Annotated in this window: 12 protein-coding genes; 11 read left to right on the forward strand and 1 reads right to left on the reverse strand. The window is 71.1% G+C overall.

All coding sequences use genetic code 11. The annotated features are described in order from the left end of the window. The first annotated feature begins 30 nt into the window (after nt 1–30). Both G4D86_RS35740 and G4D86_RS35745 read left to right on the forward strand, forming a co-directional pair. Nucleotides 31–750 (forward strand): alpha/beta hydrolase, encoded by a 720-nt coding sequence (locus G4D86_RS35740; protein WP_163998607.1) that lies wholly within the window; start codon nt 31–33, stop codon nt 748–750. A gap of 53 nt (nt 751–803) precedes the next feature. Next, entirely contained in the window at nt 804–992 is a 189-nt protein-coding gene (locus tag G4D86_RS35745; RefSeq protein ID WP_163998608.1) for a hypothetical protein, read from the forward strand. 12 nt (nt 993–1,004) lie between these two features. Here the strand turns inward: G4D86_RS35745 and G4D86_RS35750 are convergent, their stop codons facing one another. Then, the gene (locus tag G4D86_RS35750) at nt 1,005–2,339 is read right to left on the reverse strand and encodes a DUF2254 domain-containing protein (protein WP_163998609.1); all 1,335 of its coding nucleotides are present in this window, start codon (nt 2,337–2,339) and stop codon (nt 1,005–1,007) included. Between the two features lie 302 nt (nt 2,340–2,641). Between G4D86_RS35750 and G4D86_RS35755 the strand changes: the two genes are divergently transcribed. The 9 genes from G4D86_RS35755 (at nt 2,642) to G4D86_RS35795 (ending at nt 15,551) form a co-directional block, all read left to right on the forward strand. Beyond that, the gene (locus G4D86_RS35755; RefSeq protein ID WP_240360643.1) at nt 2,642–5,014 is read left to right on the forward strand and encodes a serine/threonine-protein kinase; all 2,373 of its coding nucleotides are present in this window, start codon (nt 2,642–2,644) and stop codon (nt 5,012–5,014) included. 250 nt (nt 5,015–5,264) lie between these two features. Further along, a complete protein-coding gene (locus tag G4D86_RS35760) occupies nt 5,265–6,770 on the forward strand; it encodes an endo alpha-1,4 polygalactosaminidase (RefSeq protein ID WP_163998611.1) in 1,506 nt (501 codons plus the stop codon). A 144-nt stretch (nt 6,771–6,914) separates the two neighbouring features. Continuing rightward, a complete protein-coding gene (locus tag G4D86_RS35765; RefSeq protein WP_163998612.1) occupies nt 6,915–8,585 on the forward strand; it encodes a DUF1800 domain-containing protein in 1,671 nt (556 codons plus the stop codon). A gap of 8 nt (nt 8,586–8,593) precedes the next feature. Then, the gene (locus G4D86_RS35770) at nt 8,594–10,135 is read left to right on the forward strand and encodes a DUF1501 domain-containing protein (protein ID WP_163998613.1); all 1,542 of its coding nucleotides are present in this window, start codon (nt 8,594–8,596) and stop codon (nt 10,133–10,135) included. Nucleotides 10,136–10,201: 66 nt separating this feature from the next. After that, nucleotides 10,202–11,575, forward strand: a complete 1,374-nt coding sequence (locus tag G4D86_RS35775) for an ATP-binding protein (protein WP_240360644.1) — start codon at nt 10,202–10,204, stop codon at nt 11,573–11,575. After that, complete coding sequence (locus G4D86_RS35780) at nt 11,562–12,113, forward strand: response regulator transcription factor (RefSeq protein WP_163998614.1); 552 nt, start codon at nt 11,562–11,564, stop codon at nt 12,111–12,113. The genes G4D86_RS35775 and G4D86_RS35780 overlap by 14 nt, the downstream gene beginning before the upstream one ends. Nucleotides 12,114–12,190: 77 nt before the next feature. Beyond that, the gene (locus tag G4D86_RS35785) at nt 12,191–13,249 is read left to right on the forward strand and encodes a hypothetical protein (RefSeq protein ID WP_205519994.1); all 1,059 of its coding nucleotides are present in this window, start codon (nt 12,191–12,193) and stop codon (nt 13,247–13,249) included. Between the two features lie 5 nt (nt 13,250–13,254). After that, nucleotides 13,255–13,722 carry a hypothetical protein gene (locus tag G4D86_RS35790; protein WP_163998616.1) on the forward strand — a complete coding sequence of 156 codons (468 nt, stop codon included), beginning with the start codon at nt 13,255–13,257 and terminating at the stop codon, nt 13,720–13,722. 119 nt (nt 13,723–13,841) lie between these two features. Beyond that, nucleotides 13,842–15,551, forward strand: a complete 1,710-nt coding sequence (locus tag G4D86_RS35795; RefSeq protein WP_163998617.1) for a DUF3616 domain-containing protein — start codon at nt 13,842–13,844, stop codon at nt 15,549–15,551. The last annotated feature ends 24 nt before the right edge of the window (nt 15,552–15,575 follow it).

Below are 15,575 nucleotides of genomic sequence, written 5' to 3' on the forward strand. Positions count from 1 at the left end.
GAACGCACCAGGGATACAGGACGCAAGACGATGTCATTCGACGGACCGCGGGGCGATGCCCTGCACACGCTGAGAAGTGATGGACGCCTGCGCGTGAGGGCGCACGCGCCCCAGGGCGAGCCGGGCCCGCGCGGGCTGCACCCGCTGGGGCTGGGCGGCAAGCGGGATGGGCTCCTGTATGTGCCGGAGGGCTACCGGCCGGAGCAGCCGGCCGCGTTGGTGGTGATGCTGCACGGCGCGGGAGGCAATGCCCGACACTCGATGAGCTGGATGCAGGAGCTGTCGGACGCGTACGGCTTCCTCCTCCTGGCGCCCGAGTCGCGGGCTCCCTCGTGGGATTTGGTGATGGGTGAGTACGGGCAGGACGTGGCGTTCCTGGATCAGGTGCTGGAGCACGTCTTCGAGCGTTACGCGGTGGACCCGGAGCGGGTGGTGCTCGCGGGGTTCTCGGACGGGGCGTCGTATGCGCTGTCGCTGGGCATCATGAACGGCGACCTGTTCCGGCACGTCATCGCCTTCTCGCCGGGCTTCGCGGCGCCGAGGGACTCGCATGGCTCGCCGCGCCTGTTCGTCTCGCACGGGGACAAGGATGCGGTGCTGCCCGTGGCTCGGTGCAGCCGGCGCATCGTTCCGCAGCTGGAGGCGGCGGGCCTGGACGTGCGCTACCACGAGTTCAAGGGTGGCCACGTGATTCCGCCCGAGGTGGCACGCGAGGCCGTGGAGTGGCTGTCCGCGGTCGGCGGGCGGTGAGGATGGTTGAGGGCGGGCGTGTCGACTCGTGAGATGCTTCATGGGCAACGCTCATGACGACACCCCCGCCCAAGCCACTGCCCTTCCCGGACAGCATCTGCCACCGCTGCGCCGCGCCGCCGCGCTATGTGGAGTCGCGGACCAGCACGTTCATCATGTGCCCGCTGCTGCCGCAGAAGTACCCGCCGCAGCCGGTGCGCGCCTGCGCACTGTTCCGTCCCGCGGAGAGCCCCGCCCGTTAGCGCGCCGTCGCCTCAGTGCAGCTGCGGAAGCGTGGGCCCGTGCTCGAACCGTTGAAGGGGATTCTGCGCATGTGCCGCCGCCTCGCGCACCGTCTCCAGGTCGGCGGGGAGCAGGTTCGCGCGCTCACAGCCTTGAAGTGTCAGCGCGAGCTGCCGCTCCAGCTCCGTCCGCGCCTCGGGGCGGTCCATGCCCTCCACCGCCTCCCAGAGCATCCGCAGGGTGCGCACGAGCGCCACCGCCACCTGCGGGTGCGGAGCCGAATAGAGACGGAGCTGGTCGAACGCGTGGCGCACGTACTCCGAATGGTCCAGGTCCCACGGCCGCAACAGCGTGGAGCCGTTCTCCACCACGAGCACCTGCGCAGGCAGCTCGGCGAGCAGCAGCGGCCGGAGGATGGACGCCAGACGCAGCACCACCTCGATGGCGGTCGTGGGGTCATTCACCGCCGGAGACAGCGAGCGCAGCGCGATGTCCGTGAGCTGCCGCAGCCCGAAGTCCACGTCCTGGTACGTCGTCCGGCGGTCGCCCACCACCACTGCCGCCTGGAGCGCGCGCGACACCGTCTCCTCCTTCCCGGGGTGGGGCCAGATGGTGGCCAGCGGGATTCCACGCGCGAGGAAGGCGCCGACGCGAGTCTCCAGCCGCAGCACGCTGCCCGGAGGCACCGCCGCGAGCACCCCCGGGGTGCTCACCTGCTGCACCCACCCGTTGTCCCGCGCGCTCACCACCAGCGGCGGCCCGAGCCCGGACACGTCCGGGACGTCCTTCGCACGGAGCGCGCGCCCCGCCCGGGACAGGTCGTCCACACGCCGGAGCGTCTCCCCGGTGATGGAGGCGATGATGCCGCCCACGTACTGCCGCCGAGCAATCCGGTGCAGGTACATCACCAGCGCCAGGACGCTCACCAGCGTGAGCAGCACCGCGACGTCGACGGTGAGGTGCGGCACCTCCGACGTCTTCGAGCCGAGGTCCTCCGGCAGTGCCCTGAGCGCGAGCACGCAGTAGGTGAAGACCGCCGTGAGCAGGCCCACCACCACCTTGCCCATGCGCTCGCGGAAGAAGGTGTGCAGCACGCGCGGGGAGAACTGTCCGCTGGCCAGCTGCATGGACACGACGATGAGCGAGAAGACCACGCCCACCGTGGTGATGGTGGCACCCGCGATGGTGCTCAGCAGCTGGATGCTCGCCTCGGAAGACAGCCGCAGGATGCGGGGCAGCGTGCCCGGCTCCAACGAGCGGTCCACTCGCGAAAGGACGAGCTCCAGGAGGATGGCTCCCAGCACCATCACGCCGGGAATGAGGAGCAGGCTCTCGCCGAGCCGGTTGGCGAGCGCCCGGCCCCGCATGACCAGCAATGAAAGACGAGGGTGCCAGGACACGCCATGAAGTTAGGGCCGCTCGCTCGCCCTGGCAGGAGGAGCCCGCCCCGCGCCCGTCCCGTGAGCGACCAGGCAGCCTCATGCGCTCCGATTTCACCCTGCCGACGGGTGAGCACCGGCCCCATCTCCCGACGCGCCGCGCACAGGCGGAAACCCGGAAGTCCTGCTCTGGAGATTGCCGCGCGCGAGGGAGCAGGTGGGGATACACTCCGGCCGCTTTGTCCGAGGAGAAAGACCCCACCGCGCCGCCAGACGGCATCGATGCCACAGTGCTCACTCCGAATCGGCCCGTCGTTCCGGAGGCGACTGGAGACGCGGAGCTGTTCGCCGGGCGCTACGCGATGATGGGCCTCGTGGGCCGGGGCGGCATGGGCGCCGTGTACCGCGTGCGGGACACGCTGGTGGGCGACGTGGTGGCACTCAAGGTACTGGAGCTGGGCCCCACGCCGGCGCCGGAGTGGCTGGAGCGCTTCCGCCGCGAGGTTCGCCTCGCCCGCCGCATCTCGCACACCCACGTGGCGCGGACCTTCGACCTGGGCGAGCACACCGGGCGCCTCTTCCTGACGATGGAGTATGTGGAGGGAGAGAACCTCCAGGCGCTGCTGGAACGCGAGCGTGCCCTCGCGCCGGCACGGGCCGCGCGCATCGTGCTGGCGCTCTGCGAAGGGCTGGCCGCCGCGCACGCCGCAGGAGTCGTGCACAGAGACCTCAAGCCGGCCAACGTCCTGGTGGAGTCCGGAGGCCGGGTGGTGCTCACCGACTTCGGCATCGCCCGGGCGGTGGCGGGCGAGGCGGCCTCACACACGCAGGGCTTGGTGGGCACGCCCCTCTACATGGCGCCGGAGCAGCTCGAGAGCGGCGAGGTGGACGCGCGCGCGGACCTGTACGCCGTGGGGCTGGTGCTCTACCAGTTGCTCACCGGTGAGCCGCCCTTCACCGGGGAGTCGGCCATGGCCGTGGCCTTCGCCCGGCTGCGGCAGCCCCCGCCGGACCCGCGCCTGCGCGCCCCGGTGCCGGATGCGCTCGCGGCGCTGGTCCTGGCCTGTCTCGCCCGTGACCCCGCGGAGCGGCCCGGTGGGGCGCTCGTGGTGGCGGCGGCGCTGCGGGACTGGCTCACCTCCGTGGGCGAGCCCGTGGAGGTGATGGCCACGCCCCTTCCCGGCGCCACCACGTCCACGGGAAGGGCGCTTACGCCCGTGACACCCTCGACGCCCACCGCGCAGCGCCAGACGCCGCGCACCCTGCTGCGACAGGCGGAGCAGGCACTGGCGGTGCTGCCGCTGCGCTTCGTGGGGGCTCGCGAGCTGGACCCGCTTGGAGATGGCGTGACGGACTCGCTCATCGACCTGCTGTCGCGCACGCGCGGGCTGCGGGTGCAGAGCAGCGGCGCGACAGCGCGCTTCCGCCAGGAGCGAGACCCACGGGTGGCGGGGCGCGAGCTGGGCGTGGGGCTGCTGGTGGACGGGACGCTGCAGGGCATGGGCCGCACGGTGCGGGCCACGCTGCGGCTGGTGGAGGGCGCGTCCGGCACCCAGCTCTGGAGCGGCCGGCTCGACGAGACGGACGACGACGTCTTCGCCCTCCAGGACCGGCTGGCGCAGCGGATGGCGGAGGCGCTGCGCAACGAGCTGCTCCTGCTGCCCTACCGCGACACCGTCCCCGAGGAGGCGCTGGCGCTCTACCGGCAGGTGCTGTCCCGGCAGAGCCACGTGCCCCGGGGGCCGAGCGATGACCTCGTTGGGCCGCTGGAGCAGGTGCTCTCCCTGGCACCGGACTTCCCGCCCGCGGTGGCGCTGCACGCCGTGTCTACCTTGAGGGCCTGGTTCCTCCGCGTGTCGGACAAGGAGCGCGACTGGGAGGCCGTGGCCCGGGCCAGCCTGGAGCGCGCCCTCCGCGTGGCGCCCGAGCTGGTGGAGACGCAGCTGGCGCGCTCCATCCTGGCCACGCACGAGGGCCGGTGGCGCGATGCCGTGGTGGCGCTGCGCGGCGCGCTGGACCAGGCACCCACCTTCGCACCGGCGCTGCAGGGCCTCGGCAACCTCCAGTGCGAGGCGGGTCGGGCCGGCGAGGGGATGGAGCGGCTGAAGCTCGCGTATGCGCTGGATTCCGCGCTCGTCGTCGCCCTGCTTGAAGTGGCCCGCTGCAGCGCGCTGCGCGGGGACCAGGAAGGGTACCGCGCGTCCCTGGCGCGGCTGCAGGCGCAGCCCCTGCTGGGGCTGGCCACGCTCACCCTGCGCATGCGCGTGGCCGCGTGGAACGGAGACCACGACGAGGTCCGGCGGTGCCGGACGCTGCTGTCGGACGAGCTGGACCCCATCGCGAACCATGCGGCCAACTACTGCTCCGTCGTGCTGGGGGAGGTGGAGCCCGCCAGCATGATGACCCAGATGGACGCGCTCCTGTCCCGCCGGCTGAGCCCGCGCTTCGCGTCGATGCTGTGCCAGCTCGCCACGGAGCAGCTCTGCCTGCGGGAGGCCCCTGAGCCCGCGCTGCGCTACCTCCAGCGGGCGGCGGACATGTCGCTCATCGACCTGGAGTGGCTGGACCGCTGCCCGGCGCTCACGCCGCTGCGGGCCCTGCCCGGCTTCATCGAGGCCCGGCGCAAGGTGCGCGCCCGCGTCGAGGCCATCTGGTCCGCGTGAGGCGAGCCGCCGTCTGACGTGGCTCAGCGCGCGTTCAGCATCAGCGTGGCGCTGACCGCCTTGCCCGTCAGCATTCCCATGTGCCTGTTCCTCTGTGATGTGATTGCGGATGCGGCGCCGCGAAGTGCGCGGAGATACAACGGCGTTGCATGAGCGCTTGCCGCCGCCGCGCGTGGATGCTCTATGCCTGCCCCTGTAGCGGAGCCCGCCGGAAGGATTCCCGGCGTGCGTTTTCTCCAGGGAGCCCCACATGAAAGTCTTCGTCGCCCGGGTGTCATGGGTCCTGCTCGCCGTGCTCGCCGCCTGCGGAGGTTCGTCGCCTCCGGACGTGCTCGGTGAGCAGCAGGGCGCGGTGCTGGTCAATCCCCAGACGCTCACGTGCTCGACGTTGCAGGTGATTCGCGGAAGCATCGGCGCGGGGCAGGGCGTGCAGGGCTTGGCGACGCAGACGCTCACGGGGACGCAGGACCGGTGGGCGGAGTACGTGGAGTTCGCGCCCAACACCTCGGCCACGTGCAGCTACCCGCTGCCCGCCGGAGTGACGGCCGCGACGGTGCAGGCCGCTGAGATTGGGGTGAACTACCGCGGGCCCCTCAAGGCGGAGATGCGCTGGGTGTTCGAGGCCTGGGACTACGCGGCGGGCGCCTGGGTGGTGGTGGGGGACAACACCTTCGCCCTCTCCTGGAAGTGGACGGCGACGTCGCTGGCGCTGCCCGCGCCGGTGGGACGCTTCCTGAGCGGCGGGCCCGTGAAGCTGCGCTACCGCACCGACTCCTCCGCCGACGCGTCACTGCTCGACCTGTGGGTGGTGCGCGTGCAACTCGCGAGCGCGGATGCCGGCTCGCCGCAGGACGCCGGCACTCCTCCCGCCGACGCGGGCACCTCCGTGGATGCCGGCTCGCCGCAAGACGCGGGGACGCCCGGGGACGCGGGCACGCCCGTGCCCTGGGAGGGCGTCAGCAGCTTCACGTACCAGTTGACCAACTACGCCAACAGCAACCTGAACCAGCTTGCCGGCTCGAAGTTCGACCTGGCCATCATCGAGCTGTCGCGCGACGGGAACAGCGACTACTTCCGCGCGGACGAAATCGCGGCGCTTCAGGCCACGGGCAAGCAGGTGCTCGCGTACTTCGAGATTGGCGCAATCGAGGAGTACCGTCCCGAGTGGTCTCAGGTGCCCGCGGACCTGAAGCTCGGCCCCGTGGACGGGTGGCCGGACGAGCAGTACGTGAAGTACTGGGACGAGCGCTGGTGGCCCATCGTCCAGGGGCGCATCGACCGCGCGCTCGCCTCGGGCTTCACCGGCTGCTACCTCGACATGGTCGTGACGTACGAGGAGATTCCCGCCAACGCCGCGGGCACCAACCGCGACGACCTCGCGCGGAAGATGGTGGCCCTCATCGCCCGCATCAACACGTATGCGAAGGCCCGGAACCCCCACTTCAAGGTCATGCCCCAGAACTCGCCCGAGCTCATCGACTACACGGGCTACCTCGCGGCCATCGACGGGCTGGGCATGGAGGACATGTACTGGTCCGACGACGTGGCGTGCAGCCAGGCCTGGTGCGCGGAGAACCGCACCAACGCCGCGCGCGTGCGCGCCGCCGGCAAGCTCGTGCTCTCCACCGACTACGCGGTGCAGGCCGCGCACGTGGCGGATGCCTATACGCGCTCCCGCGCCGCGGGCTTCGTGCCCTACGTCAGCGTGCGCGCGTTGGACCGGATGACGGTGAACGCGGGGTGGGATCCGCAGTAGCCGAAGGACGGGCGCCCAACCCGGCGCATCCTTGAAAAGCGGCTTTAGCTGATAAATACAGACTGTCAGCTAAATTCCTGTTTGGGCGCCACGGGGCGGCAAGCCCCGGGCGCCTGGCAGCGTCGCTCGAACAAGGAGCCCCGGATGACCCGACGTCTCGCCCTCGCCCTCACCGTGCTCGCGGCTGGCTGCGTGCCGGAGGAGGACCCTCCTGGAGGTCCACCCGCCCCGCCCCTCGCGGAGGCTCGGCAGGCTGTCGAACCGCTCGACACTCCCTCCGAGGAGAACGCCATCCGCTTCCTGGAGCAGGCCACCTTCGGCCCGCGCCTGGCGCTCGGTGCGAGCCCGGCGCCCATCGACTCCGTGGAGCACGTGGTCGACGTCGGAATCTCCGTGGCCCTCACCGAGCAGTTCAACGCCCCGCGCTCGCTGCTCGACGGCACGAGCACGAGCACGGACCTGGGCTCGCAGTTCTTCGTCAACGCCGTCACGGGACAGGACCAGCTCCGGCAGCGGGTGACCTTCGCGCTGAGCCAGGTGCTGGTCGCCTCGCAGACGGGCATTCCCGAGGTGATGGCCACTCCCGAGTCGGAGCCGAAGCTGGCGATGGCGGGCTACCTCAACCTGCTCTCGGCGCGCTCCTTCGGCACCTTCCGCCAGCTCCTGGACGCCGTGACGAAGGACCCCGCCATGGGGACGTTCCTCGACATGGCGAACAACAAGGCCTTCAAGACGAACGGCCAGCCCATTGAACCGAACGAGAACTACGCGCGGGAGATGCTCCAGCTCTTCTCGCTCGGCCTGCACAAGCTGAACGAGGACGGCACGGTGGTGGTGGACAACGTCACGGGCGCGCCGGTGCCCGCGTACACCGAGGCCCAGGTCCAGGCCTTCGCCCACGCGCTCTCCGGCTGGACGTATGGCGGCGCCGCGTGCCCCACCGTCGGCAAGTCCAACCCGGCCAGCTACGCGCAGCCCATGATTGGCTGCGACGTGAATCATGACTCCACGTCGAAGGTGCTCCTGCGCGGCTTCGCGACGACCGACGGGGGCACTGCCACCAAGCACCTCAAGGAGGCGCTCGACAACGTCGTCGACGACCCCAACGTCCCGCCCTTCATCTCCAAGCAGCTCATCCAGCACCTCGTCACCAGCAACCCCAGCACGGCGTACGTGCAGCGGGTGGTGAACGTCTTCAAGAACAATGGCAGCGGCGTGCGCGGTGACTTGCGCGCGGTGGTGCGCGCCATCCTGGAGGACGATGAGGCGCGCGGCCCGCAGCCGCCACTGGCGCAGTACGCGACGTTCGGGCACCTGCGCCCGCCCGCGCTGTTCATCACCACCGCGGTCCGGTGGCTGAACGGGCAGCTCGACACGACGGCTGGCAAGGACCCGGGTGCGAAGCTCAACAGCTGGAGTCGCTCGCTGGGCCAGTACGTGCCCCGCCCGCCGTCCGTCTTCAGCTACTACCCGCCGCACGCGCCCGCGCCCGGCGGCAACGGACTGCTCGGCCCCGAGTTCGCCATCCTCGACACGGCCACCGTCACGGCGCGCGCCAACTTCGTGCATGAGCTGCTCTATGCGACGTCGACCGCCACCGCGGGCGTCCTCATCGACCTGAGCGCGGTGCCCACGGACCCGAATGACCAGGTGCTCTGGCTGGGCCGCTACCTGCTGCACGACACGATGTCGTCGGACCTGCAGCTCGCCGTCTACAACGCCGTCACCGACCCGCGCGCGGGCGACCTGACGCGCAGGAAGAAGCTGGCCCTCTTTCTCACGTCCCTCTCCCCCGAGTTCCAGATCCAGCGGTGAGCGAGCCCATGACCATCTCACGACGAAAGTTCCTCCAAGGCGCCTCCAGCACCCTGGGCGCGCTCGCCGCGGCGGCCACCCTCCCGAAGTGGCTGGGCAGCGCCGAGGCCGCGACGCTGAGCGGCTACGCTGGCTACCGCGCGACGGTGTGTGTCTTCCTGCTGGGCGGCAATGACGGCAACAACGTCATCGTTCCGCTGACGGCGGGCCCCCATGCGCAGTACCTCGCGGCGCGGCCGAACCTGGGCCTCGACCAGGCCTCGCTGCGGCCCATCAACCCGGTGGGGCAGGCCGCCGGCTCGTACGGGCTGCACCCCGCGCTGGAGAAGCTCCAGGCGCTCTTCGAGCAGGAGCGCGCCGCCGTGCTGTGCAACGTGGGGCCGCTCGTGTTGCCGATGCGCAAGACGGACTACACCTCGGAGACGGTGGCGCGGCCGGACAACCTCTTCTCCCACAGCGACCAGCAGGACGCCTGGGCGAGCGCCATCGCGAACCCGTCCACCATCTCGCTGCCGCTGTCGCTCGTCGGCAAGGCCACGGGGTGGGGCGGCCGGACGGCGGACAAGATTGCCGGCCTCAACCCGGGCGAGTACCCCGAAGTCACTTCGTTCGGAGGCAAGGCGCTCTTCGCGGCGGGCGCGGTGCGCCAGCCGATGATGGTGTCCTCCAGCGGCGTGCTCGCGTTCCGCCAGACGAACGACACCAACTTCAACACCCTCCAGAACGACGCGCTCGCCCAGGTGGTGGGCTTCGACAACGACGTCATCCTGGAGGCGGCCTACGGCGGCGTCTTCACCACGGCGCAGACCTTCGCCACCTCGCGCACCACCGCGAGGGACGCGGCCTGGGCCACGCTCCCGCAGACGACGCGCGACGCGATTGATGCGTTGTTCGTCCCGCCTGCCGGCAGCGCGAGCTGGTCGCTGCACACGCAGCTGTACCAGGCGCTGAGGGACCTCATCGCCGGGGCCATGCCCACGGCGGGCGGAGGGCTCGGCGTGCGGCGGCAGGTGTTCTCGGTGGGGCTCGGCGGCTTCGACACCCACGTGGGCCAGGGGGCGACGCAGGAGGACCTGCTCACGCAGCTGGACTTCTCGCTGAACGCCTTCCACCAGGCGATGACGCTGCTCAAGACGGAGGGCGCCTTCGGAGTCAGCCCGCCGCAGGCCACGCTCTTCACCATGAGCGACTTCGGCCGGACGCTGCTGGAGAACTCCGACAAGGGGAGCGACCACGGGTGGGGCAATCACGCCTTCGTGATTGGAGACCGCGTCCAGGGGCGCCGGCTCTACGGCACCTTCCCGAACCTGGACCTGTCGGGCGGCGCGGTGAACAACCTGGACACCGTCGACTCGAAGGGGCGCTGGATTCCCTCACTGACGGTGGACCAGTACGCGTACAGCCTCGCCTCGTGGCTGGGACTCTCCACGGCCGCGGAGCGTGACTACGTCTTCCCGAACATCGCGGGCTACGTCGCCGAGGCCATCGCCAAGGGCTTCCCCGCGGCGGCGCGGGCGTACAAGGTCGGCTTCCTGCTGCCCGACGCGTAGGCAGGCGGGCGAGTGCGTCAACTTGACGCACTCGCCCCGTGACGGCCCGGGGGGTAGAAGGGTGGCGTGTCCAGCGCGCCCACCGATGCCCGGGCCGGCCTGCACGGCGCCCCGGCGCTGACGCAGGAGCCACCGCGCCGTGCCTTCCGCCGCACGGCGCGGGACATGGTGGCGCGGCTGTCGTCCAGCGCCATAGCGCTGGAGTGGCTGGTGCGGCTGCGCTGGCACGCGGCCGTCGGGCAGGCGCTGACGGTGGCTGTCGCCACGCGGGGCTTCGGGCTGGAGTTGCCGGTGGTGCCGCTGCTCGCCCTGGTGGCGACGACGGCGGTGTCCAACCTCCTCCTCGCGCTGTGGCTGCGCCGCGCTCCCGCGGTGCGGCCGGCGCTGCTGGGCGGGGTGCTCGCGTTCGACCTGCTCCTGCTCACGGGGCTGCTGGCCCTGTCGGGTGGGCCGGCCAACCCGTTCAGCATGCTGTACCTCGTGCACGTGACGCTGGCCGCGCTCGTGCTGGGCCCGCGCTGGACGGTGCTCATCGCCCTGGTGGCGGTGCTGGGCCAGGCCAGCCTCTTCGCCTTCCACGTCCCGCTGCCGCACGTCACGGGTGGAGGGGACTGGGGCTCGCTCCACCAGCTCGGCATGTGGGTGGCGTTCGTCCTCACGGCGCTGGTCATCGCCTTCGTGGTGGCCCGGGTGGCGGCGGCGCTGAAGGACCGGCAGGAGGCGGTGGTCCGGGCCCAGCAGTTCGCGGCCCGCGCGGAGAAGCTCGCGTCCCTGAGCACCCTGGCCGCGGGCGCGGCGCACGAGCTGGGCACGCCGCTGGGCACCATCGCCATCGCGGCGAATGAGTTGGAGTCCCTCATCCTGGAGGAGCCGAACGAGGCGCTGGAGGATGCGCGCCTCATCCGCGACGAGGTGGAGCGGTGCCGGGACATCCTGGAGCGCATGAGCGCGCGGGCCGGCCGCTCGCTCGGTGAAGTGCCCGAGCGCACCACGACGGGCGCGGTGCTCGCGCAACTGAGGGAGCAATTGGGGGCGGCGGAGCTGGCGCGCCTCCACTTCGATGCGGGCACTGAGCTGCCGCTCTGGTGCCCCGTGCGCGGGCTGGTGCAGGTGCTGGTGAACCTCGTGCGCAACGGGCTCCAGGCGAGCGACGCCACCCAGGCCACCGTCACCGTGTCGGCGCGAGGGGACGCGGAGCGCCTGCTCTTCACGGTGGAGGACCAGGGCGTCGGCGTTCCTCGCGCGCTGCTGCCGCGCCTGGGCGAGCCCTTCTTCACGACGAAGCCGCCCGGGCAGGGCATGGGGCTGGGCCTCTTCCTGAGCCAGACGTACGCGGAGCTGTGCGGAGGCCGGCTGGAGCTGACCTCCGAGGAGGGACGGGGAACGCGCGTGACGCTGGAGCTGCCCTGCCGGACGGAGGCCGTCCATGGGGCAGGGTGAGGTGGTTCCCACGGTGCTCGTCGTCGACGATGACGAGCCCTACCGCGAGCGGCTGGTGCGCGCCTTCGGCCGGCATGGCTTCGCGGCGCACGGAGCGGCCAGCGCGAGCGAGGCGCTCGAACGGGCGCGCGAGCTGCGCCCCGGGTACGCGGTCATCGACCTGCGCCTTCCGGACGGCTCCGGATTGGAGCTGGTGCGCGAAATGAGGGCGATGGACGCGTGTGCCACGCTCGTGGTGCTCACAGGCTACGGGAGCATCGCCACGGCGGTGGAGGCCGTGCGGCGGGGGGCCACGCACTACCTGACGAAGCCAGCGGACGTGGACGACATCCTGCTCGCCTTCGCCGGGGCCACGCTGCCCGAGGGCGAGGCGGCGGCGCGGGAGCACCAGGTGCCGTCGCTGGCGCGCGCGGAGTGGGAGCACATCCAGCGCGTGCTCGCGGACTGCGGAGGCAACATCTCCCAGGCCGCGCGGCTGCTGCGCATCCAACGCCGCAGCCTGCAGCGCAAGCTGGCCAAGCACCCCGTTTCGAAGTGAGCCCGCGACGGGTGCGTCATCAAGACGCACGAGCCATTCCGAGCCCGCCGTTAGGGTGGCGCATGTCGGGAGGTTGGATGTCCACTCCGCGCACGGGCGCGCTCGTCCTCATGCTCATGCTGTCCTCCGGCTGGGGCTGCAACCGGAAGCCTGCCCAGGAGGCACCGGGCTGGACGGAGGTGGACGGCGGCATCCGCTGCGAGGGACTCCAGCACCTGGCCTGCACGGGGCTGTACGGCGAGGGCGGCACGGGCTGGGCGACGAAGACGGTGCCCGCCAGCGTGCGCCCCTTCGAGCCGGGCCTCACGCTCTGGAGCGACGGCCTGGAGAAGTCGCGCTTCATCTTCCTGCCCCCGGGCACGCGCGTGGACAGCACGCGCATGGACGAGTGGCGCTTCCCACTCGGCACGAAGCTCTGGAAGGAGTTCTCGTGGAAGGGCCATCGCATCGAGACGCGCTTCCTGTGGAAGCGGCCCGACGGCACGTGGCTGCGCACCACGTACCACTGGAGCGACGACGAGCGCACCGCGCTGGAGCTCACCGACGGCGAGCAACACGTCCCCGGGACGAATGACTACGAGATTCCCAGTCAGGCGGACTGTCAGGCCTGCCATGGCGGGCGAGGGGACGGAGTGCTCGGCTTCGAAGCGGTGGCGCTCGCGCACGCGGGGGCCCGGGGGCTGACGCTGGAGCGGCTCGTCCAGGAGGGACTCCTCACCCATGCGCCGGGCACGCCACCGCGCATCCCCGGTACGCCCGTTGAGGCGGAAGCGCTGGGCTACCTGCACATGAACTGCGGCGTGTCCTGCCACAACGCCAACCTCGGGGCGCTGGGAAGCACGTCCGGGCTGCACCTGCGCCTGGAGGTGGCGGAGCTCGGCTCCGTCGCGGAGACGGACACCTGGCGGACGGCGGTGGGCGTGAAGTCCCTGTTCCGGACCTCGGGCCTGTTCGGCGGCGACTTCTTCCGCGTGGCGCCGGGCGACGTGAAGCACAGCACGCTGCTGCATCGGGTGGCCCAGCGCGGGTCCGCCGCGCAGATGCCCCCGCTGGCCACGCACGTCGTCGACGAGCGGGGCCACGCGCTCCTCCAGCGGTGGATTGAAGCCATGCCGCCCACGCGGGCCGACAGGTGAACGACATGCTCTACGCGGTGGTGCTCTTCCTGCATTCGTGGCTGCGCTGGGGCGTGGTGGTGCTCGGCGTGCTGACGCTCGGCAGGTCGCTGCTCGGCTGGCTGCGCGGCCGGGAGTGGACGCGCGCCGACCGCCGCATCCAGGTGTTCTTCGTCTCCGCCTTCGACCTCCAGCTGCTGCTCGGGATGACGCTCTACTTCGCGCTCAGCCCGCTCACGCCGAGGTCCATGGAGGCGCTGCGGACGAACCTGTCGGTGTCCTTCCTCCGGTTCTTCAGCCTGGAGCACCCGGTGATGATGCTCCTGGCGCTCGTCGCCGCGCACGTGGCGTCCGCGCTGAGCCGCCGCGCGGACGACTCCCAGCGGAAGCACCGCGTATGGGCGGTGGGCCTCCTCATGGCGCTGCTGCTCATCGCGCTCGGGATTCCGTGGCCCTGGCTGTCCCATGGCCGGCCCCTGTTCCGGAGCTTCTGACCCGGCCACCCGGCGCGTCACAACCGGTCCACGGACTCTCCACCCACTCGTGACAGTCCGTCCGGATGGGAGTGGGGGACCGTCCGCCCCTCGCGCCCATGGGCGCCAAGGGAGTGGACATGTCTGGACTGAAGTTCCCCATCGTCGCGGTGCTGGCGGCAGGCCTCCTGCTCGCTCCAGGGTGTGGACCGAAGGAGCCCGAAGGCACTGGCGACGAGGCCGGGCCCGCCCGCTCCACGACGGAGCTCGTGGGCGCGCAGAGCGCCTCGTTCCAGGATGGAGTGGCTCCGACGTCGAGCTACGCGGGCACCCGCGATGCGATGATTGAAGAGGAGCACCCCGACACCAACCACGGCGGTGACACCAGCCTCTCCGCGAGCGGGGACACGCCCGCGGGCAGCGGCAACGAGAACTTCATCCTGCTGAAGTGGGACGTGTCGGCCATTCCGGCGAACGCACTCATCCGCTCCGCCACGCTCACCGTCACCGTGTCCGACAAGGCGGACCAGACCTACGACTTCTACGAGTTGACGCGCGCCTGGACGGAGAGCCAGGTCACGTGGAAGCGGGCGGACAGCAGCACGGACTGGGCGTCGAACGGCGCCGACGGCAGTGGAGACCGGAACACGACCTCTGTCGGCTCCCTCCGCGCCGCCGCGACCGGGACGTACACCGTGACGCTGAACGCGGCGGGCCTGGACGCGGTACGGCGGTGGGTGACGACGCCCTCCAGCAACCAGGGGCTCATCCTCGCCAACAAGGACAACGACAACCGACTGGAGCTGCGCTCGAGCGAGTACTCGACGAAGAGCGCCCGCCCCAGGCTGACGGTGACCTGGGACGTGGGCACGCCGGACGGGGGCACCGGGCTCGACCCGAACCCGGGCACGTACAAGGGCACCTGCGATGGCTCGGGCGGCGTGTGGATCGACTCCACCCGCTTCCTGAACTTCAACGACGAGTCGCAGACGGCGCGCATCTTCCCGCAGGGGCAGAGCGCCACCGCGCTCCAGAGCAAGGACCTGGGCAGCGCGCTGGGCCTGTCGTCTTCGGACGAGGCGGACTTCGAGGATGCCGCACGCGTGGGAAACCGCGTCTACGTCACCACGTCGCACGCGCGGAACAAGGACGGGGAGCTGCAGTCCTCGCGCTACCGGTTCTTCGCCATCGACCTCGCGGGCACGGTGCCCGCCGTGTCGCTCCAGGTCGCGGGAAGCTCCTCCAATCTGTTGAAGGACATGCTGGACGCGGCCAACTGGCTCCAGCCGGACGCCACGGTCATCTCGCTGCTGAACGCTCGCTCCCGGCTGTCGGAGCCCACGGTGCCGGACCTGGCGCCGAAGCTGAATGGGACGAACGTGGAGGGACTGGCCGAGCTGCCGGGTGGGGGCCTGGTCATCGGCTTCCGCAACCCGCAGGTGGGAACGAGCGCGCTGCTGGTCACCCTGACCAACCCCGACGCGGTGCTGACGGGCACGCGGGCGAAGTTCGGTCAGGCCCTCCGGATGGACCTGGGAGGCAACGGCATCCGGGGCCTGGCGTGGTCCGAGGCGCACCAGGCGGTGCTCATCCTGAGCGGGCCGCACGACGAGAGCCCGGGGCCCTTCTCTCTGTGGAAGTGGAGCGGCGACGCGAGCAGCGCGCCGGTGAAGGTGCGGGACTTGACGGCGCCCACGGACTCCGCGCCGGAGACAGTGATTCCGTACCCTGGAACGAAGGACGTGCAGGTCCTGTTCGACATGGGCTCGCGCCTGGTGGGCGGCACGCAGTGCAAGGACCTGTCGACCTCCAGCCAGTCCTTCACGGACATGGTCCTCCGCGTCGACTGATGCGGGCCCGGCGGGCCTCCGCGA

This window comes from Pyxidicoccus caerfyrddinensis (genome assembly GCF_010894405.1).
GTDB classification, from domain to species: Bacteria; Myxococcota; Myxococcia; order Myxococcales; family Myxococcaceae; genus Myxococcus; species Myxococcus caerfyrddinensis.

Coding starts and splice junctions, on each gene's coding strand:
- G4D86_RS35760 (WP_163998611.1), top strand. CDS start 5,265: ATGAAAGTCTTCGTCGCCCGGGTGTCATGGGTCCTGCTCGCCGTGCTC.
- G4D86_RS35795 (WP_163998617.1), top strand. CDS start 13,842: ATGTCTGGACTGAAGTTCCCCATCGTCGCGGTGCTGGCGGCAGGCCTC.
- G4D86_RS35770 (WP_163998613.1), top strand. CDS start 8,594: ATGACCATCTCACGACGAAAGTTCCTCCAAGGCGCCTCCAGCACCCTG.
- G4D86_RS35790 (WP_163998616.1), top strand. CDS start 13,255: ATGCTCTACGCGGTGGTGCTCTTCCTGCATTCGTGGCTGCGCTGGGGC.
- G4D86_RS35765 (WP_163998612.1), top strand. CDS start 6,915: ATGACCCGACGTCTCGCCCTCGCCCTCACCGTGCTCGCGGCTGGCTGC.
- G4D86_RS35780 (WP_163998614.1), top strand. CDS start 11,562: ATGGGGCAGGGTGAGGTGGTTCCCACGGTGCTCGTCGTCGACGATGAC.
- G4D86_RS35740 (WP_163998607.1), top strand. CDS start 31: ATGTCATTCGACGGACCGCGGGGCGATGCCCTGCACACGCTGAGAAGT.
- G4D86_RS35745 (WP_163998608.1), top strand. CDS start 804: ATGACGACACCCCCGCCCAAGCCACTGCCCTTCCCGGACAGCATCTGC.
- G4D86_RS35750 (WP_163998609.1), bottom strand. CDS start 2,339: ATGCGGGGCCGGGCGCTCGCCAACCGGCTCGGCGAGAGCCTGCTCCTC.
- G4D86_RS35785 (WP_205519994.1), top strand. CDS start 12,191: ATGTCCACTCCGCGCACGGGCGCGCTCGTCCTCATGCTCATGCTGTCC.